Genomic DNA, 18,843 nt, shown 5'->3' on the forward strand with positions numbered 1-18,843 from the left:
AGAGTTACATATAAATTCAGCACAAAACGCAGGAGCTAACCGTGGCACAAAAAGTAAAGATCCTCCTGATCGATGACCTCGACGGTGGCGAAGCTGATGAAACCGTACGTTTTGGCCTTGATGGTGTGCAGTATGAAATAGATCTTTCAAAATCCCATGCGAAAGAACTCAGGGCCGCTATGAGCAATTACGTATCCGGGGCCCGCCGTAGCACGCAGGTAAAAGCGCGGGTGGCGACGCCGGGCCGTAACCAGGAAGCAGCCCAGGTGCGTGAATGGGCGCGAGCCAATGGCCACAATGTCTCGGCGCGTGGACGCGTCAACAGCGAAATCGTCGAGGCCTACCGGGCAGCACAGCGCTAAAGAGGAACCGGACTGCGCCCCCTGGGGCGCAGTCGCAGGTGGGTGTGATATCTCGCCTGTGGCGAACACGCTCCAAAAGCCTGTGCAGGACACGTAGCATCGAATTACGCGTTAGCTAGGAGTGTGCCCCATGTTTGAGAGATTTACCGACCGCGCCCGTCGTGTTGTAGTGCTGGCCCAAGAAGAGGCCCGCATGCTCAACCACAATTACATCGGCACCGAGCACATCCTGCTCGGGCTCATCCACGAGGGTGAAGGGGTCGCCGCAAAGGCGCTCGAATCCCTCAGCATCTCCCTCGGCGCCGTCCGTGAGCAGGTCCAGGAGATCATCGGCCAGGGCCAGCAGGCACCGTCCGGCCACATCCCGTTCACCCCGCGCGCCAAGAAGGTACTTGAGCTTTCGCTGCGGGAAGCGCTGCAGCTCGGCCACAACTACATTGGCACCGAGCACATCCTGCTCGGGCTCATCCGTGAGGGTGAAGGCGTCGCAGCCCAGGTACTGGTCAAGCTTGGCGCCGACCTCAACCGTGTCCGCCAGCAAGTGATCCAGCTGCTGTCCGGGTATCAGGGCAAAGAGCCTGCGTCAGTGGGCGGCCAGCAGCAGGAAGGCACCCCAGCCGGTTCGGTGGTCCTTGACCAGTTTGGGCGGAACCTCACCCAGGCTGCCCGCGAAGGCAAACTTGACCCGGTTATTGGGCGTGCCCTGGAAATGGAACGCGTGATGCAGGTGCTGTCGCGCCGCACCAAGAACAACCCTGTTCTGATCGGTGAGCCAGGCGTCGGCAAGACGGCAGTCGTCGAAGGTCTCGCGCAGGCAATTGTCCGCGGTGACGTGCCCGAGACGATCAAGGACAAGCAGTTGTACACCCTCGACCTCGGGTCGCTGGTGGCAGGATCCAGGTACCGCGGAGACTTTGAGGAACGCCTCAAGAAGGTGCTCAAGGAAATTCGCACCCGCGGCGACATCATCCTGTTCATCGACGAGATCCACACCCTGGTGGGTGCGGGAGCCGCAGAAGGTGCAATTGATGCCGCTTCGATACTGAAGCCGATGCTCGCCCGGGGTGAGTTGCAGACCATTGGCGCCACCACCCTCGACGAGTACCGCAAGCACATCGAGAAGGATGCGGCCCTGGAGCGTCGATTCCAGCCCATTCAGGTGCAGGAACCGTCAGTGGCGCACACCATTGAGATCCTCAAGGGCTTGCGGGACCGTTACGAAGCACATCACCGCGTGTCAATCACCGACGAGGCGCTCACTTCGGCTGCGACGCTCGCCGAGCGTTACATCTCGGACCGGTTCCTGCCCGATAAGGCAATCGACCTAATCGATGAGGCTGGTGCGCGGCTGCGTATCCGCCGGATGACCGCCCCGCCCGAGCTGAAGGAAATTGACGACCGCATTGCGGACGTCAAGCGGGAGAAGGAGTCGGCGATCGATGCGCAGGACTTCGAGGGTGCCGCCTCACTGCGCGACAAGGAGCAGAAGCTTCATGACGAGCGGATGGAGAAGGAGCGTCGTTGGAAGTCGGGCGGTCTCGATGACATTGCCGAGGTCGATGAGGAACTCATTGCTGAGGTCCTCGCCAACTCAACCGGTATTCCGGTCTTCAAGCTCACCGAAGAAGAGTCCACGAGGCTCCTCAAGATGGAAGACGAGCTGCACAGGCGGGTCGTCGGCCAGAACGACGCCATCAAGGCGATCTCGCAGGCAATCCGGCGCACACGTGCCGGGCTGAAGGATCCGAAACGGCCGGGTGGATCATTCATCTTCGCCGGCCCCACCGGTGTCGGTAAGACCGAGCTCGCCAAGGCCCTGGCGGAATTCCTGTTCGGTGATGAGGACGCGTTGATCACCCTCGACATGTCCGAATACTCCGAGAAGCACACGGTGTCCCGGCTCTTTGGTGCCCCTCCCGGTTATGTGGGCTACGAAGAGGGTGGGCAGCTCACCGAAAAGGTGCGGCGCCGTCCGTTCTCGGTGGTGCTGTTCGATGAGGTCGAGAAGGCCCACGCGGACCTGTTCAACTCGCTCCTCCAGATCCTGGAAGACGGTCGCCTGACTGACAGCCAGGGCCGGGTGGTGGACTTCAAGAACACGGTCATCATCATGACCACCAACCTCGGCACCCGGGATATTTCCAAGGGCGTCATGACGGGTTTCCAGTCCGGCACCGACACCACCACCACCTACAACCGGATGAAGGCGAAGGTGACGGAAGAGCTGAAGCAGCACTTCCGCCCAGAGTTCCTCAACCGTGTTGATGACACGGTGGTGTTCCCACAGCTCACCCAGGACGAGATTGTCGAGATCGTCGACCTGTTCCTTGAGCGGCTGGGCAAGCGGATGGCCGACAAGGGGATGAGCATCGAGCTGACCCCCGCGGCCAAGGTACTGCTGGCCACCCGCGGTTACGATCCTTCGATGGGTGCCCGGCCGCTGCGCCGCACCATCCAGCGGGAGATCGAGGACCAGCTCTCCGAGAAGATTCTGTTCGGTGAACTGAAGTCCGGTGAACTGGTCTCCGTTGATGTCGAAGGCGAAGGGGACGAAGCCCGCTTCACCTTCGTTGGGCACGGTGCTCCGAAAGAAATCGAGGATGCTCCTGCGGCTATTGAGGCCACAGTCCCCGAGTAGACAGTGGCGACGCCGGGTGGCGTCAGCCTGAAGGCCTCCGGCCGGCACCATGGTGCTGGCCGGAGGCCTTCGGTTTATCAGCTACCGACACGGCAGGCCAGGCCGGAAGCTCACCTTGTGTGCCTGAAGCAACTTATTACTCTCTCAGAGAAGTCGCTGTGAACCACGCCACGTCCGCTGCGGGACGGTGGTAGACAGGGGCGATGACACCCGAATCGGAACAGCAGCCCGAAACCCCCTTCCACGACCTGGATCTCTTCATCGCGATGCCCCGCCTGGCCGCCCTGGCGCTGAGCCCCGACGGGTCTCGACTGGTGACGACCGTGGCTACGCTCAATGCCAAGGCAACTGAATACGGGACGGCGCTCTGGGAAGTTGATCCGCGCGGAGAGCAACCCGCGCGCCGGATTACGCGCAGCGCCAAGGGCGAAACGGGTGCCTCTTTCCTGGCTGGCGGGGACCTGCTGTTCACCTCGGCGCGGCCCGATCCGGATGGGGCAGAGGGGGACGCGGCCAAGGAACCCACCAACGCGATCTGGCGGCTCCCGGTCCGGGGAGGGGAGGCGCAGCTGGTGCTCTCTCGCCAGGGCGGTGTGAGCAGCGTACTGACGTCCTCCGAGGCGGAGTCCGCCATCGTCGTCGCTGACGTCCTCGCGGGTTCGACTGACGAGGGCGACGACGGCGCGCGCCGTACTCTGCGGAAGGAAGCCAAGGTGGGCGCCATCCTGCACTCCGGTTATCCGGTGCGTTATTGGGATGCCGATCTAGGTCCGGCAGAGCCTCGTTACTTCGCGTTGGAGGGGAAGGAGACCGCCGGGCAGCCGCTCCAGACAGCCGACGCTGCAGCCCGGTTCGAGCTCCGCAACATCACACCCGCCGCAGGCACCTCACTCAGGAACGCCAAGCAGGTGATCAGCCCGAACGGTTCAGTTGTGGTGACAGCGGTGAGTATTCCGGTGGGTAAGGGGGACGCACGAAGCATCCTTGCCAGGATTGATGTTGCCACCGGGGAGCGCTCGGTCCTGCTCGACGACCCCGGCTACGACTTCTCGCCCGGACCGATCAGCCCTGACGGTGCCACCCTGGTGGTCCACCGGGCCAGGCGGACCACCGCTGAGGTTGCGCCGCAACAAACACTTGGCCTGCTCCCACTCGCCGGTGGGGAACTCCTTCCCCTTGCCGCAAAGTGGGACCGTTGGCCGTCCCCGGCTGCGTGGTTGCCCGATGGCAGCGCAGTGCTGGTCACTGCCGATGAGGAGGGCGCCTCGCCGCTGTTCTTGATCGACGTAGCCACCAATGAGGTCACCCGGGTGACCAGCGACGCAGCCTCGTACACCAACGCGGTGGTGGCCCCCGATGGTCACACCGCCTACGCACTGCGCAGCTCCTACGAATTTCCCGCCGAAGTGGTCACAATTGACCTCATCAACCGAACCGTGGCGGCACTACGGGGACCAGTCGAGCGACCAGCCTTGTCGGGGCGGCTGGAACGAGTAGAGACCACCGCCGACGATGGACAGACGATTGGATCCTGGCTGGTCCTCCCCACCGGAGCTGACTCTTCCCGGCCCGCTCCGCTGCTTTTATGGATCCACGGCGGCCCGCTGGGCTCCTGGAACGCCTGGACCTGGCGGTGGTCGCCGTGGCTGCTGGCGGCCCAGGGCTACGCGGTCCTGCTCCCTGATCCAGCCCTGTCTACCGGGTACGGCCAGCACATGATCGACCGGGGCTGGGGGCAGTGGGGCAAAGCACCGTTCACTGACCTGATGACAGCAACCGATGCCGTGGTAGCACGAGACGACATCGACGAGACCCGGACCGCCGCCATGGGCGGGTCCTTCGGCGGCTACATGGCTAACTGGATAGCTGGCCACACGGACCGGTTCACCGCTGTAGTCACCCACGCCAGTCTGTGGGCGCTCGACCAGTTTGGCCCAACCACTGATGCGTCCTACTACTGGGAGAAGGAGATGACGCCCGAGATGGCGTCGGAAAACTCTCCGCACCACCAGGTGGAGAACATATCGACACCCATGTTGGTGATCCACGGGGACAAGGATTACCGCGTCCCAATCGGAGAGGGCCTCAGGCTCTGGTACGAACTGCTGTCACGATCCCAGCTGGCAGTAGATGAGGAAGGCCGGACCGCTCACCGGTTCCTTTACTTCCCGGATGAGAACCACTGGATTCTCAAACCCCAGCACGCGAAAGTCTGGTACGGCGTCGTCGGGCATTTCCTGGCGCACCACGTCCTCGGTGAACGCACAGACCTGCCCCCCGAACTCGGACTGTAGCTGATACCTGCGGCAGGGTTTGTAGACTGCCTTAGTGAGTTCCTCCTTCAGAATCCGGCCCGCGCGTACTTCCGACGTCCCAGCAATCAAGGCGTTGGTGGCCCCGCTTGCTGAGAGCCGGGTACTGATGGCCAAGGAAACTGTTGCCTACTATGAGGGTTTGCAGGAGTTCCGGATTGCCGAGGACGACGACGGCGTCCTCGGTTGCGGGGCGCTGCACGTCATGTGGGAAGACCTGGCCGAGATCCGCACCCTTGCCACGTTCCAGGCCGCGAAGGGGCGCGGCGTCGGCAGTGCCCTGGTGGCGAAGCTGCTCGACGACGCGCGCGCCCTGGGCGTCGAACGCGTCTTCTGCCTGACCTTTGAAGTGGAGTTCTTCCAGCGCCAAGGGTTCCAGGTGATGGCTGACCAGTCGGCAGTGGACCCGGCGGTCTATTCGGAACTCCTTCGTTCCCACGACGAGGGAGTCGCTGAATTTCTCGACCTTGCCCGGGTCAAACCGAACACCCTCGGCAACACCCGGATGATCCGTCAGCTCGGGAATAGCCCGCATAAGGTGGCAAACCGAGGTCAGGATCGATAAGCTAAGTGAGCTTGGCATCTATGATGATGCGAAAAGCGGGACCCGGACCCGGGCCCCGACACACCGAGCGGAAGTAGGTCAGACTATGGGTGCAGACGACAAGGCAGCAAACAGCGGCGAGAAGCTGGGCGGCAAGATCAAAGAAGGCGTTGGCAAGCTCACCGGCAACGAAAAGATGGAAGCCGATGGCCACAAGGACCAGGCCTCCGGCGACATCAAGAACGCCGGCGAAAACGTCAAGGACGCCTTCAAGGGTGACAACCGCTAGATCTGGTCCAGCAGGCGTTCACCCGATTCATAGTCGCCAGTGGAAGCCGCCGAAGGATTAGTGCTGTGGGAGGAGCCGAGCGTAAGTAGCTCGGGGGCCTCCCACAGCCGTTTAACCAGTAGTGCACCCTATAGGCAAGCAGTTGACCGGAGGGTAGGGTTCAGACAAGGCCAGCAGGTCCGGCGGGCCGGCAAACCCAATCCTGTGTCCTTTCACCGAGGAGCCGCCATGAAAAAGCTAATCAATGACCCAAAGCAGGTCGTCACCGAATCCGTTGAAGGGTTCGGGGCCGCCCACGCAGACCTGGTCAAAGTCCATCCCGACCCCCTGTTCATCACCCGGAAAGACGCACCCCGCCAAGGAAAAGTCGGGCTGGTCTCCGGCGGGGGCAGCGGTCACGAACCGCTGCACGCCGGATATGTAGGTCGGGGAATGCTCGATGCCGCCGTACCCGGGGCCATGTTCACCTCCCCGACCCCCGACCAGATTCTCCCAGCCACCACAGCTGTTGATGGGGGAGCGGGGGTGCTCCACATTGTGAAGAACTACACGGGCGACGTCCTGAACTTTGAAACCGCAGCCGAGCTCGCTGAAGCCGAGGGCGTGACCGTGCGGACGGTCCTGGTGAACGACGACGTCGCAGTCGAGGATTCGCTGTACACCGCTGGCAGACGCGGCGTCGGCGGAACGGTCCTCGTTGAACGGATCGCGGGCGGCGCAGCCGAGCGGGGAGACACCCTCGATGCGGTGACTGCAATCGCCCAGCGTGTCATCGACAATGTCAGGTCCATGGGGGTGGCGCTCGCCGCCTGTACTGTGCCGCACGCCGGCCAGCCGAGCTTCGACCTCACCGACGACGAGATCGAGATCGGCATCGGCATCCACGGTGAACCCGGCAGGCATCGCATTGCGATGGAAAATGCCGACGGGATCACCGGACGGCTGATGGAGCCAATCCTCGCCGATCTCAAGGTGGACAGCGGCGAGAAGGTGCTGCTCTTCGTCAATGGCATGGGAGGCACGCCGGCAAGTGAGCTGTACATCGTCTACCGGCGCGCCAGGCAACTCCTTGAGGAGCAGGGAATCGTTGTTGAACGATCCCTGGTGGGCAACTACATCACCGCCCTGGAAATGCAGGGCGCCTCGATCACCGTGCTGCGACTTGACGACGAAATGGTCGAGTTGTGGGATTCGCCAGTTAACACTGCGGCGCTCCGGTGGGGAGTCTAGGCGTGGTAGAGGGATCCACCAGTACCCTCACCACTGAATGGGTGGTCGCGTGGCTGCGGGAGAGTGCCCGGGTGGTCAGCGAGAACCGGCAATACCTGATCGACCTTGATCGGGCTATCGGCGATGCAGATCACGGTGAGAATCTCGATCGTGGGTTCACGGCGGTAGTGAAAAAGCTCGACGACGGTACACACCCCGCCACGCCGGGTGCCGTGCTGAAGCTGGCCGCGATGACCCTCATGTCATCCGTGGGGGGCGCAGCTGGGCCCCTCTACGGAACCGCCCTGCTCCGTGCAGCCACCTCGCTGGGCGACACCGAGGCAATAGGCCCCGACGACGTCGCCGGGCTGCTGACCGCTGCCCGCGATGGGATAGTAGCGCGCGGCAAGGCCGAATCCGGTGACAAGACGATGGTCGATGCCTGGACTCCTGCGGCTGAGGCGGCAGGCACCGCCGCGATGGCCGGCGCATCGGTTGCAGAGGTGCTGGCGGCCGCCGCCAACGCTGCAAACGCCGGGGCCGCGGCTACCGAACCACTGATTGCACGGAAGGGCCGTGCCAGCTACCTCGGCGAACGCAGCGCCGGCCACCTCGACCCGGGCGCCGTCTCGTCAGGGTTGATTTTGCAGGCAGCGGCCGATGCGGCAGGTGCGCAGGAGTGAACGTTGGCCTGGTCATTGTGTCCCATAGTTCGAAGATCGCCGAGGGAATCTGCGACCTCGCCCGTGAGATGGCGGGGGACGTCCCGCTCGTCGCCGCCGGTGGGTTGGACGATGATTCTGGTGTCCCACTGATCGGAACCAGCTTCGAGAAGGTGCTTGAGGCTATTTCGACGGCGGACCAGGGTGCCGGCGTCGTGCTCCTGACAGATCTGGGCTCTGCCGTGATGACTGCCGAGATGGCGCTTGAGTTCATTGACAGCGACCAGCGTTTGCGGGTCAGGCTTGCCCGCGCGGCCCTGGTCGAAGGTACAGTCGCCGCGGCCGTCGAGGCGCAGTCCGGAGCCGATGTAGACACGGTGACACGTGCCGCCGAGACAGCGATCGTCGCGCTGGATCCAACGGAGCTCGAGCCGTTTGTCAGCCATGCTGCAGCCGCGCCCGGAGAAGGCGGATCTCAATCCTCCACCGATGGAAATCCGGTTGAGGCAGCCTGGGAATTGCCCAACCCGATGGGGTTGCACGCCCGCCCCGCGGCAACCCTGGCCCGGATGATGAGTGAACTGGATGTGGAGGTGACGGTCAACGGGGTGGACGCGAAGTCGGTGATGCTGCTCATGAGCCTGGGTCTCGGCCAGGGCAAGGTCCTGACCGCGTCAGCCGCTGGCCCCGACGCGCAGAAAGCCATTGATCAGATAGGTGCTGAGGTGGCCAGCGGGTTCGGGGAACTCTGAAGCGGTCTGGGCCGGTCAGCTGGGGAGGCTGATGCCGGCCGGGGTCTCGCTGGCAAGACCATCCGCCACGAGCCCGTCAAGGGACCGTTCGAGTTGCTCCCTTGACGCGTTCAGGCGGTGCAGTTTCATCAGTGGGGACACTACGGTGCCGGGCGGCGAGCCGAGCGCGAGGTCCACCGGTTCGGCAACGAGCACCTCCCTGATCACCGGTGCCACCGCGTCCCGAAGGACTCCCATCATCGCCCCGCGCACCTGACGATCCGTCCCGGCCCAGGCCTGTCCCCTGGGCACGTAATGAGGTTCCGGTCGCCCCGCAGCAACCCATGCGCAGGCGTCGAGCACCGGACACTGGGAGCACTTGGGGGCCCGGGCAGTGCAGATCAATGCGCCAAGCTCCATCACTGCCGCGTTCCACTTGACTGATTCGCCGTCGTCGTCGGGCAGGAGGTCAGCCGCCCGCCGCATCTCGGCGGCCGTCAGGGTGGGGGCCGGCAGAGCATCCCCGCCGAGCAGCCGCGCGTGGACTCTGCGGATGTTGGTGTCAACAACTGTCTCCCGCTTCCCGTACGCAAACGCGGCCACCGCAGCAGCCGTATAGGTGCCGACGCCGGGAAGGGTCAGGAGCTCCGCGGCGGTGCGGGGCACCCGACCCCCGTGGTGTTCGACGATGGCCCCCGCGGCCGCGTGGAGGCGCAGGGCGCGGCGCGGATAACCAAGCCGCCCCCAGTGCCTCAAAGCATCACCGGCTGGAGCCGCGGCAAGGTCAGCCGGTGTGGGCCACCGGTCGAGCCAGTCGGCGTAGACGGGCAGGACCCGCACCACGGGTGTCTGCTGCAACATGAACTCGCTGACCATTACCGCCCAGGGGGTTCGCCCGGGACCACGCCACGGGAGGTCCCGGGCCTGGACGTCGAACCAGCCAATAATGCGTCGATGCAGCTGGGCGGTGGGAACCGGGATCATTGGCACTCCTGATAGTTGACCATCAATACTGTACTGACCGGCGTGGTGTGACGCGCATCCGAGGATTGGGTCCCTAGCCTTAACCCATGGATTCACAGGGGGGGCCGTCGCGGGGCGGGCCGCAGGACAGGTCAGCGCGGCCGTCCAACGCGCCCCGGGTCAGCCCGAAGGTGTATCGCCGACGCAGGATTGTGGTGCTGGTCCTGGGCCTCATCCTGGCCGGCGTACTGGTATGGGGCGGAATCGCCCTAGCTGGCCTCATCGGCAACGGTGCGAACACCGACGACGCCGTGAGCGCACCCACCGGCTCGGCCCAACCAGCCCCCTCAACCTCCCCGTCCGAACCAACGGCAGAAGTCAGCGAGCCCGCAGCACCGACCGAATCCGCAGCACCGACCGTGTCACCTTCGCCGTCGGAACCCGAGTGTGGTCCGGAGCTGGTGGAAGTCAGCGCATCGACCGATGCGGACGCCTACGCCCCCGAAGAGAATCCAGTGCTCACGCTGACGGTAACCAACACTGGTGATATCCCCTGCCCGGTCAATGTGGGAACTTCACAGATGGAATTCCTGGTCACCAGCGGTGAGGATCGCATCTTCTCCTCTGCCGACTGCCAGGAAGGCGCCGAGGACCTCAACCGGGACATCCCGCCGGGCGGGTCGGAGGAAGCGAACTTCACGTGGGAACGAAACCGTAGCGCACCGGGTTGCCAGGCGGTCGAGGCGAACCCTACCCCCGGTTTTTACAACCTGACGGTGACGCTCGGCGAACGGACCAGCGAAGAAGCAACTTTCGAGCTGCAATAGCAGCTACATGAAACGGTCGAGCAGGCTCGTTTCAGCGATCCTTGACAGTCCCTCACGCACGGTCCGGGCACGTTGCTCACCGATCCCATCCACAGCCATCAGGTCATCAATGTTCGCTGCCATCAGGTTTTGCAGGCCCTCGAAGTGGTCGACCAGCCGGTTCGCCACTGCAGGCGGCACAGCCTTGATGCCGGACACCAGCCTGAAACCCTTGGGTTGCACCACTGCGTCCAGAGAATCAACCGAGGGATTGAAGCCCACCACGCTGGCGATGGTGCCGAGGTCGATGAGGTCGGTGGAGCTGAAGGCCTGCAGCTTCGCAAGTTGCTCTTCGACCACCAGGTTGGCGTCTCCAAGGTCCAGGTAATCCCGGAGCACCATTTCGCTGCCCGGGCCCAGCCCGGTGGTCAGTTCTTCCACCTGCAGTGAGAGGAGCCGGCCATCGACGCCGAGCTCGAGCACGTACTGCGAAATTTCCTCGGAGATGCGTCGGACCATTTCCTGGCGTTGCAGGGTCACCGCAACATCCCGGACCGTGACCATCGCCTCGATTTCCAGGGCGGACAGCGAGCCGGTCACCTGGTCCAGTCGTGCCCGATAGCGTTCGAGGGTGGCGAGGGCCTGGTTGGCTCTTGCCAGGACCGGCTCGGAGCCTTCCAGCACATGCCGCAGTCCGTTGATGTAGAGGGCGATGATGTGCATCGACTGGCTGACTGAGATGACCGGGAGCCCGGTCTGGATGGCTACCCGCTCTGCTGTCCGGTGCCGTGTCCCGGACTCCTGGGTATAGATGGTGTGGTCAGGTACCAGCTGCACGCCCGCCCGGAGGATATTGCTTGCATCCTTATCGCAAACGATGGCGCCGTCCATTTTGGCAAGTTCCCGGAGTCGGGTGGGGGAGAAGGTGATACCGATATCGAACCCGCCGGAACAGATCGAATCCACGGTGCGGTCAAAGCCGAGGACGATCAAGGCTCCGGTACGCCCGCGAAGGATGCGTTCGAGACCATCCCGCAACTGGGTGCCCGGCGCAACGCGCGCCAAAGTGGCCTTCAACGCGTCCTCTGGGCTGCGAACCATTGCCACTTCCTTCCGGCTACCGGCGTTGCCAACCGGTTCCCGGATGTGCAAGGCCCTGCCGCGCAGGCACCAACGCAGCCGTTCCAATCCTAGTGGGCGCGCCGCCTAAACCCGGATACCAGCTACGGGCGCAAATGTATAACGGTTATTCGCCGGTCCAGCCGGAAGTCTAAAAGAGTAGCTCCAGGGCTTCGGTCAGGGTCGATACCTCGTGCACCTTGAACCCCGCTGGAACCTTGCCGGGCCCATTGGGTGAAGCCGGCACCACAGCGTGGGTGAAGCCGAGCCGTTCGGCCTCCTGCACCCGCTGGGCGATGCCAGGAACCGGCCTGACCTCACCGGCAAGGCCCACCTCGCCGAAGGCGATGAGCCGGGCTGCGAGCGGCTGATTGGTTTTCGCCGAGGCGATGGCCAGCGCCACTGCCAGATCGGTGGCCGGCTCACTGAGCTTCACCCCGCCGACTGTTGCAACGTAGCTGTCGTCCTTATGCAGGCTCAACGAAGCGCGCTGCTGGAGAACAGCCAGCAGCATGGCCACCCGTGAACTGTCGAGCCCGCTGGTTGCCCGCCGGGGCTGCGAGTTCGACGACTCCGCGAGGAGAGCTTGCACCTCGGCCAGCAGCGGCCTGCGCCCCTCCAGAGTCACGGTGATGCAGGTGCCGGACACGGGGTCTTTGGTACGCGACACGAACAGGCCGCTCGGATCTGCGAGACCCTCCACGCCAGTCTCGGTCAGGTCGAAGCAGCCCACCTCGTCCGTGGGCCCATACCGGTTCTTGATGGCCCGCATCAGGCGAAGCCGTGAGTGACGATCCCCTTCAAACTGGCACACCACATCCACCAGGTGCTCCAGCAGGCGGGGGCCGGCGATGGACCCGTCCTTGGTGACATGCCCCACCAGGATGGTGGTCATGCCCCGGGTCTTCGCGGCGGCGATCAGCGAGGCGGCAACCTCCCGCACCTGCGTGACCCCGCCGGCGGTCCCGTCGACGGCGGCGCTACTCAGGGTTTGAACCGAGTCCACGATCAGCAGCGACGGCGACAACCGTTCCACCTGCCCGAGGGCCTGCCCCAGATCGGATTCGGCGGTGAGGTAGAGGGTGTCGGCGAGGGCGCCGATCCGTTCTGCCCGTAGCTTCACCTGGGCTGACGATTCCTCCCCGGTGATATACAGCACGTCCTTGCCGAGTCGCGCCACCCGGGCCGCGACGTCGAGTACCAGGGTGGACTTGCCCACGCCGGGTTCCCCCGCGAGGAGGATCACCGCGCCCGGTACCAGGCCGCCACCGAGAACCCGGTCCAGCTCACCAATCTGCGTCGGCTGGTAGGACGCGGCACTGGCGTCGATCTCCGAGATCCGCAGGGCTGGAGTGGCGACGGTGACAGCCGCCGTCGTTCTCGCCACCACCTGGCCGGTCTCCTCGACCGTCCCCCAGGCCTGACATTCACCGCAGCGGCCCACCCATTTCGCGGTAGTCCAACCGCATTCTCCACACCGGTAGGCGGGTGCGGAGGTGCGTGCCGGGCGTGCTGTCTTTGTAGCCATGCCCTCTAACGTACCGGCGGGTAGGGACGTGCAGCGGCAAAGACACTACTGCGGGAGCCAGCTTTGACCAGGCTCACAATTTCGGCAGGTACCCGGCAGCCTCATCGTGGGGGAGACCCGTTGCCTCCAGAAGGTCAACTATCAGAGGGCGGTACAGCAGCACCAGCCCTTCTCCCTCCAACCGTTGGATCCGCAGGAGACGGGGGTGGAGCATGGTGGCCACTGCCGCAAGGTCTTCCCGTGCCTGGCGGAGCGTCAGCCCCCGTTCGGGGGCGCTGGCCGCCGAGAGGGCCCGGCCAAGCATATCGACGGCATCGGCGGTGTCCTCAATGACCTGGGAGAGTTCCTGCACTGCCTCGTCGGTGAGCGCAGCGTGGTTGATGACCGAGGTCAGCCGTCGGGTGAATACCCGGGCGTTACGGACGGCAAGGTCTATCGAGTCGATTGATCCTCCGAGCTCGGCAAGTTCCTGCCGATGGCGCCGGTAGGCGGGGGAGAGGCGTGCCACTTCCCTGGCCGCCCCCATGCTGCCGGAGAGACCCTCCATCAGGGGCTGGCAGCTGCGTGCCCTGATCAGGGCGTGCCAGGCCAGGGTCGGGTCGCTGCGGGTCAGCGCGGTCGACGATTCGCGAAGCACCGTCGAGAGTTCGCCCAGTAACTCCCGCACGTTCGTTTTGGGCTCTTTCCGTGGGTCCTTTGGCGCGAGGATCACAATCACCAGGGCGAACAGACCGCCGACGATGGCGTCGACACTGCGGGTGAATGGGCCGCCGTCGGGGGCTGGGAGTAGTACCACCAGCAAGGACTGCAGGCCCAGCTGCGTGGTGAAGATGGTACCGCTGTCCAGGAATCGTGCCAGGAGGATCGACACGAACAGCACCACCGCTGCCTGCCAGATCCCGGTGCCAAACAGGGCCAGGAGGACGTCTCCCAGCGCAATGCCGAGAGTGCAGCCCACCCCAACTTCCAACACCCGGCGAAGCCGCGGGTCGCGGGTGAAACCGAGCGCAATCATCGAGGAGGTGGCGGCGAACAGTGGTCCGCTGTGACCAAGGACCCGTTCCGCGAAGACATAAGCGCCCACCGCACAGACGGTCATCTGGATGGCAGGGATTACCGAGTTGGAACTCCGCCGGAAACCTACCCGCGTCCGGTTGCGAACAAAGGAGCGGGCTCGCGAGAAGTTTGATGGCCGCGGCATGAAACCCAGCCTAGCCCCGGTTTCCCGGGTTGGGGGCGGCAACCGCGCCAGGAGATCCGCACAGCACCCGGAGCGGTTTGGCAAGGCTAATGAACGGGCTGATCGCAACTGTACGTTTCACGTTCACCCTCCGTTCACTTTGATCCGTCAGTCTCTTTACCTGTGGCGCCTAGCTTATTCAAGGTACGCATACTGAAAAGTTCAGATTCTCGTTTTTCATAGGTGCCCACAGCACCAATTTTCGACTCCCTGGAAGGGGCAACATCAAGTGAAGGTTCTTCGCTTTGGCCGCGCAGCGGCAGTAATCTCTGTCGCCGCGCTCGCATTGACCGCCTGCGGCACCGACAGCGCAACCGACGAGCCGGCAGCAACCACCGGGGACAACGGCTCCGCGGAAAGCACGGTAACCGGCACGCTGACGGGCTCTGGCGCTTCCTCCCAGGGTGCGGCAATGACCGCCTGGCAGTCCGGCTTCCAGGAAGCTAACCCTGACGCAACCGTTCAGTACTCACCTGACGGATCCGGTGCTGGTCGCGAAGCGTTCACCGCTGGCGGAGTCCAGTTCGCTGGATCGGATGCCTACCTCGACGAGGAAGAGCACGCTACGGCAGTTGAGGTCTGCGGGCCCGAGGGTGCGTTCAACATCCCCGCCTACATCGCACCAATCGCTGTGGCATTCAATCTGCCAGGTGTCGACGAATTGAACATGGACGCCGACACGGTTGCAGCCGTCTTCCGTGGCGATATCGCTAACTGGAACGACGAGGCAATCGCCGCCCAGAACGAGGGAGTGGAACTTCCCGATCTGGCCATCACTGTTGTGCACCGTAGCGACGAGTCGGGCACCACCGAAAACTTCGTCGACTACCTTGCAACGGCCGCCCCAGAGGTGTGGACCGACGAGGTATCGGGTGACTGGCCCGCCGAAATCGTCGCCGAGAACGCACAGGGCACTAACGGTGTCGTTTCGACCACCTCAGGCACGGAAGGCGCCATCACCTACACCGACGCTTCGGCTGTCGGGGACCTAGGACAGGTCCTGGTGCAGGTCGGCGAAGAGTACGTGGCGCTGACCCCAGAGGCCGCTTCACGCGCCGTTGAGGTTGCCGAGCCAGCCGAGGTGGAAGGCGCACCCGAGGTTGATATGTCCTTCAACCTCACCCGGGACACCACCGAGTCCGGTGCATACCCGATCGTGCTGATCTCCTACCACGTCTACTGCGCCACCTACCCCGATCAGGAGACAGTCGACCTGGTCCAGGCCTTCGGCTCCTACGTGATCAGCGAAGAGGGCCAGGCCGACTCGGCCGACTCGGCCGGCAACGCCCCGATCTCGGACGGGCTGCGCGAGCAGGCCCAGGCCGCAATCGATTCGATTGCAGTTGCCTCCTAAGAGGCGTCGATTGCCCCGTCCGGTCCTCACGGACCGGGCGGGGTTGTCCTTTGCGCCCAGCCATTAGGCTGGTATGCAGTTACCACCTCCACCGCTGACAACGCCCGCTCTCGGCAACCCAGCAGGAACAACCAAGTACCAGCACCGAAGGGTTCACTAGTGTCCACGAAGACTGTGTCTCCGAACACGCTGCGCAGACAAGGCGACAGCGGTCAATCGGGGGACAAGATATTCTCAACAGCCAGCCTGCTGGCTGGCTGCCTCATTTTGGCAGTGTTGTTCTGTGTTGCGGTTTTCCTGCTGGTCCAGGCCTTCCCAACGTTCGTCGCCGATCCCGCGGAAATCTCCGGTGGCAGCGGATTCTTTTCCTACATCTGGCCGATCGTTATCGGTACGGTCATTGCTGCGACTATCGCCCTCATCCTCGCCACCCCGGTGGGTATTGGCGTCGCTCTTTTCATCTCGCATTACGCACCCCGGCGGCTTGCCCAGGGGTTTGGGTATCTGATCGACCTGCTGGCCGCCATCCCGTCGGTGGTCTACGGCGCCTGGGGCTATGCGGTGCTGGCCCCACAGCTGGCATTGGCGTACGAGTGGCTGGCAAACAACCTCGGCTGGATTCCCATCTTCGAGGGCCCCGCCAGTAACACCGGGAGAACCATCCTCACCGCAAGCATCGTGCTGGCCGTGATGGTGCTGCCCATCATCACTTCCCTCAGCCGCGAAATCTTCCTCCAGACCCCCAAACTCCACGAAGAGGCATCGCTGGCCCTCGGCGCCACCCGGTGGGAAATGATCAAAATGTCGGTGTTGCCATTTGCCCGGCCGGGGATCATCAGCGCCGCAATGCTCGGCCTGGGTCGCGCGCTCGGCGAAACGATGGCAGTGGCCCTGGTTCTCTCAGGTGGTGCACTGAACGCCAGCCTGATCCAGACGGGCAACCAGACCATCGCCGCTGAAATCGCCCTCAACTTCCCCGAGGCGTTCGGACTTCGCCTGAGTGAGCTCATCGCGGCGGGCCTCGTGCTCTTCGTGATCACCCTCGCCGTCAACGTCGTCGCCCGGTGGATCATCAGCCGCCACAAGGAATTCTCAGGTGCCAACTAATGAGTAATGCAACCATGACCCGGCGACCGTCCCAATTCACCAAGAACAAGCTTCCCAAATGGTCCATCTGGGCCGTTCTGGTGGGCGCACTGATCCTCGGCGCAGCAGTCTCGTCCCTGTTCGGTTTCAGCCCGGTTTCGATGGCCGTTTTCGCTGCGATCTTTTTCGTGGTCGGTGGTACCGCGACCGCGGGTGCAGTAGAGGGCAGCCGTAAAGCAAAGGACCGGTTCGCTACCTATCTGGTTTACGGCGCTTTCATCATCGCCGTACTGCCGCTGCTGTCAGTGATCTGGACCGTGCTGGAACGAGGCATGCCAGGGATGACCAGCGATTTCCTGTTCCGGTCGATGAATGGGCTGACCGGTGCCATCGATAACCAGACAGTGGCTGAAGGCACGCCGGTCCTGGGCGGCGCCTACCATGCGATCCTCGGAACCCTGCAGATTACCCTGTGGGCGACGATCATTTCGGTGCCGGTTGGTCTGCTGGCGGCCATCTACCTGGTGGAATACTCTACGGGTGGCCCGCTCAGCCGGGCGATCACCTTCTTCGTCGATGTCATGACCGGAATCCCCTCCATCGTCGCTGGCCTCTTCGCCGCAGCATTGTTCGGGCTGATCTTCGGGCCAGGCACCCGGACCGGATTCGTGGCAGCCGCGGCGTTGTCGGTGCTGATGATCCCGGTGGTGGTCCGTTCCACCGAGGAGATGCTGAAGATTGTCCCGAACGAGCTCCGCGAAGCCGCCTTCGCGCTGGGCGTGCGGAAGTGGCGGACCATCACCAAGGTGGTCATCCCGACAGCAATCTCGGGCATCGCTTCCGGAGTCACTCTCGCCATCGCTCGGGTGATTGGCGAAACCGCGCCGATCCTGGTGACGGCCGGGTTTGCCCGTGGCATCAACCTCGACGTCTTCAGCGGATGGATGAGCACTCTTCCCACCTACATTTACTACCAGATCATTACCCCGACCTCCCCGACCAACACCGACCCGAGCACCCAGCGAGCCTGGGCCGCAGCGCTGATTCTGATCATCCTCGTGATGCTCCTGAACCTCGCTGCCCGCCTCATCGCTCGGATGTTCGCCCCTAAAACCAGCCGCTAACCTGCGCTGCACAACCCATAAGGATTTAGATGTCAAAGCGTATCGACGTCAAGGATTTGAATGTCTACTACGGCAAGTTTCTTGCCGTGGAAGACGTCAACGTAACCATCGAGGCCCGCTCCGTCACCGCCTTCATCGGACCGTCCGGCTGCGGCAAGTCGACCTTTCTTCGCACCCTGAACCGGATGCATGAGGTAATTCCCGGCGGGCGCGTCGAGGGCGAGGTCCTGCTCGACGGCGACGACCTGTACGACGACGCGGTTGATCCCGTGCACGTGCGAAGCCAGATCGGTATGGTCTTCCAGCGGCCCAACCCGTTTCCCACCATGTCCATCCGTGACAACGTGCTCGCTGGTGTGAAGCTCAACAGCAAGCGCATCAGCAAATCCGACGCCGACGCGCTCGTGGAGAAGTCCCTGCGGGGCGCCAACCTTTGGAACGAAGTCAAGGACCGTCTGGCGCGCCCCGGCTCCGGCCTTTCCGGTGGCCAGCAGCAGCGCCTGTGCATCGCCCGGGCCATCGCGGTCTCTCCCGAGGTCATCCTCATGGACGAACCGTGTTCAGCCCTGGACCCGATTTCCACGCTCGCCATTGAGGACCTGATCAACGAGCTGAAGAACGATTACACGGTGGCGATTGTTACCCACAACATGCAGCAGGCCGCACGGGTGTCCGACAAGACCGCGTTCTTCAACATCGCAGCGACCGGCAAACCGGGGAAACTGATCGAGTTCGGCGACACCTCCGACATCTTCAACAGGCCCAAAGAGAAGTCCACCGAAGACTACGTGTCAGGCCGTTTCGGGTAGCCAAACCGGGCGGGCCAGCCCAAAAGCGGCCCTCAGTGTTAGATCCGCCGGTTCCGACCGGCGGAGC

17 protein-coding genes are annotated in these 18,843 nt (G+C 63.7%); 13 read left to right on the plus strand and 4 right to left on the minus strand.

The annotated features are described in order from the left end of the window. Nucleotides 1–41: 41 nt before the first annotated feature. The 8 genes from ACX80Z_RS09545 (at nucleotide 42) to dhaM (ending at nucleotide 8,768) form a co-directional block, all read left to right on the plus strand. Complete coding sequence (locus tag ACX80Z_RS09545) at nucleotides 42–362, plus strand: histone-like nucleoid-structuring protein Lsr2 (protein ID WP_019483979.1); 321 nt, start codon at nucleotides 42–44, stop codon at nucleotides 360–362. 130 nt (nucleotides 363–492) lie between these two features. Further along, nucleotides 493–3,000: an ATP-dependent Clp protease ATP-binding subunit gene (locus tag ACX80Z_RS09550; RefSeq protein ID WP_026041226.1), complete on the plus strand. Its 2,508-nt coding sequence runs from the start codon at nucleotides 493–495 to the stop codon at nucleotides 2,998–3,000. 203 nt (nucleotides 3,001–3,203) lie between these two features. Continuing rightward, on the plus strand, nucleotides 3,204–5,294 hold the full coding sequence (locus ACX80Z_RS09555) for a S9 family peptidase (protein WP_459315683.1): 2,091 nt from the start codon (nucleotides 3,204–3,206) through the stop codon (nucleotides 5,292–5,294). A 34-nt stretch (nucleotides 5,295–5,328) separates the two neighbouring features. Next, the gene (locus ACX80Z_RS09560; protein WP_019483976.1) at nucleotides 5,329–5,877 is read left to right on the plus strand and encodes an amino-acid N-acetyltransferase; all 549 of its coding nucleotides are present in this window, start codon (nucleotides 5,329–5,331) and stop codon (nucleotides 5,875–5,877) included. A gap of 85 nt (nucleotides 5,878–5,962) precedes the next feature. Then, nucleotides 5,963–6,145, plus strand: coding sequence for a CsbD family protein (locus tag ACX80Z_RS09565; protein ID WP_019483975.1), 183 nt, complete (start codon nucleotides 5,963–5,965; stop codon nucleotides 6,143–6,145). A 228-nt stretch (nucleotides 6,146–6,373) separates the two neighbouring features. After that, nucleotides 6,374–7,375, plus strand: coding sequence for a dihydroxyacetone kinase subunit DhaK (gene dhaK / locus ACX80Z_RS09570; protein WP_459315685.1), 1,002 nt, complete (start codon nucleotides 6,374–6,376; stop codon nucleotides 7,373–7,375). 2 nt (nucleotides 7,376–7,377) lie between these two features. Further along, nucleotides 7,378–8,037 (plus strand): dihydroxyacetone kinase subunit DhaL, encoded by a 660-nt coding sequence (gene dhaL, locus ACX80Z_RS09575; RefSeq protein ID WP_243400622.1) that lies wholly within the window; start codon nucleotides 7,378–7,380, stop codon nucleotides 8,035–8,037. Then, on the plus strand, nucleotides 8,034–8,768 hold the full coding sequence (gene dhaM, locus ACX80Z_RS09580; RefSeq protein ID WP_459303507.1) for a dihydroxyacetone kinase phosphoryl donor subunit DhaM: 735 nt from the start codon (nucleotides 8,034–8,036) through the stop codon (nucleotides 8,766–8,768). Before dhaL ends, dhaM begins: the two co-directional genes overlap by 4 nt. A gap of 15 nt (nucleotides 8,769–8,783) precedes the next feature. Here the strand turns inward: dhaM and ACX80Z_RS09585 are convergent, their stop codons facing one another. After that, complete coding sequence (locus ACX80Z_RS09585) at nucleotides 8,784–9,731, minus strand: HhH-GPD family protein (RefSeq protein ID WP_459315687.1); 948 nt, start codon at nucleotides 9,729–9,731, stop codon at nucleotides 8,784–8,786. Between the two features lie 86 nt (nucleotides 9,732–9,817). On the opposite strand from ACX80Z_RS09585, the gene ACX80Z_RS09590 reads away from it, so the two are divergent. After that, nucleotides 9,818–10,537, plus strand: a complete 720-nt coding sequence (locus ACX80Z_RS09590) for a hypothetical protein (protein ID WP_459315689.1) — start codon at nucleotides 9,818–9,820, stop codon at nucleotides 10,535–10,537. A gap of 3 nt (nucleotides 10,538–10,540) precedes the next feature. Here ACX80Z_RS09590 and disA read toward each other — a convergent pair whose 3' ends face one another. The 3 genes from disA to ACX80Z_RS09605 all read right to left on the minus strand — a co-directional run bounded on the left by disA (nucleotide 10,541) and on the right by ACX80Z_RS09605 (nucleotide 14,364). Beyond that, nucleotides 10,541–11,617 (minus strand): DNA integrity scanning diadenylate cyclase DisA, encoded by a 1,077-nt coding sequence (gene disA, locus ACX80Z_RS09595; protein ID WP_019483969.1) that lies wholly within the window; start codon nucleotides 11,615–11,617, stop codon nucleotides 10,541–10,543. 169 nt (nucleotides 11,618–11,786) lie between these two features. Beyond that, on the minus strand, nucleotides 11,787–13,163 hold the full coding sequence (gene radA / locus ACX80Z_RS09600) for a DNA repair protein RadA (RefSeq protein WP_024477168.1): 1,377 nt from the start codon (nucleotides 13,161–13,163) through the stop codon (nucleotides 11,787–11,789). A 73-nt stretch (nucleotides 13,164–13,236) separates the two neighbouring features. After that, the gene (locus tag ACX80Z_RS09605) at nucleotides 13,237–14,364 is read right to left on the minus strand and encodes an FUSC family protein (protein ID WP_026041224.1); all 1,128 of its coding nucleotides are present in this window, start codon (nucleotides 14,362–14,364) and stop codon (nucleotides 13,237–13,239) included. Between the two features lie 268 nt (nucleotides 14,365–14,632). Here ACX80Z_RS09605 and pstS point away from each other — a divergent pair, with 268 nt between their 5' ends. The 4 genes from pstS (at nucleotide 14,633) to pstB (ending at nucleotide 18,776) form a co-directional block, all read left to right on the plus strand. Further along, entirely contained in the window at nucleotides 14,633–15,757 is a 1,125-nt protein-coding gene (gene pstS / locus ACX80Z_RS09610) for a phosphate ABC transporter substrate-binding protein PstS (protein WP_459315691.1), read from the plus strand. Nucleotides 15,758–15,916: 159 nt separating this feature from the next. Continuing rightward, nucleotides 15,917–16,864, plus strand: a complete 948-nt coding sequence (pstC, locus tag ACX80Z_RS09615) for a phosphate ABC transporter permease subunit PstC (RefSeq protein ID WP_459303503.1) — start codon at nucleotides 15,917–15,919, stop codon at nucleotides 16,862–16,864. Beyond that, complete coding sequence (gene pstA / locus ACX80Z_RS09620; protein ID WP_459315693.1) at nucleotides 16,864–17,967, plus strand: phosphate ABC transporter permease PstA; 1,104 nt, start codon at nucleotides 16,864–16,866, stop codon at nucleotides 17,965–17,967. Before pstC ends, pstA begins: the two co-directional genes overlap by 1 nt. Nucleotides 17,968–17,996: 29 nt before the next feature. Further along, the gene (pstB, locus tag ACX80Z_RS09625; RefSeq protein WP_019483963.1) at nucleotides 17,997–18,776 is read left to right on the plus strand and encodes a phosphate ABC transporter ATP-binding protein PstB; all 780 of its coding nucleotides are present in this window, start codon (nucleotides 17,997–17,999) and stop codon (nucleotides 18,774–18,776) included. The last annotated feature ends 67 nt before the right edge of the window (nucleotides 18,777–18,843 follow it).

The organism is Arthrobacter sp. TMT4-20, from assembly GCF_054510775.1.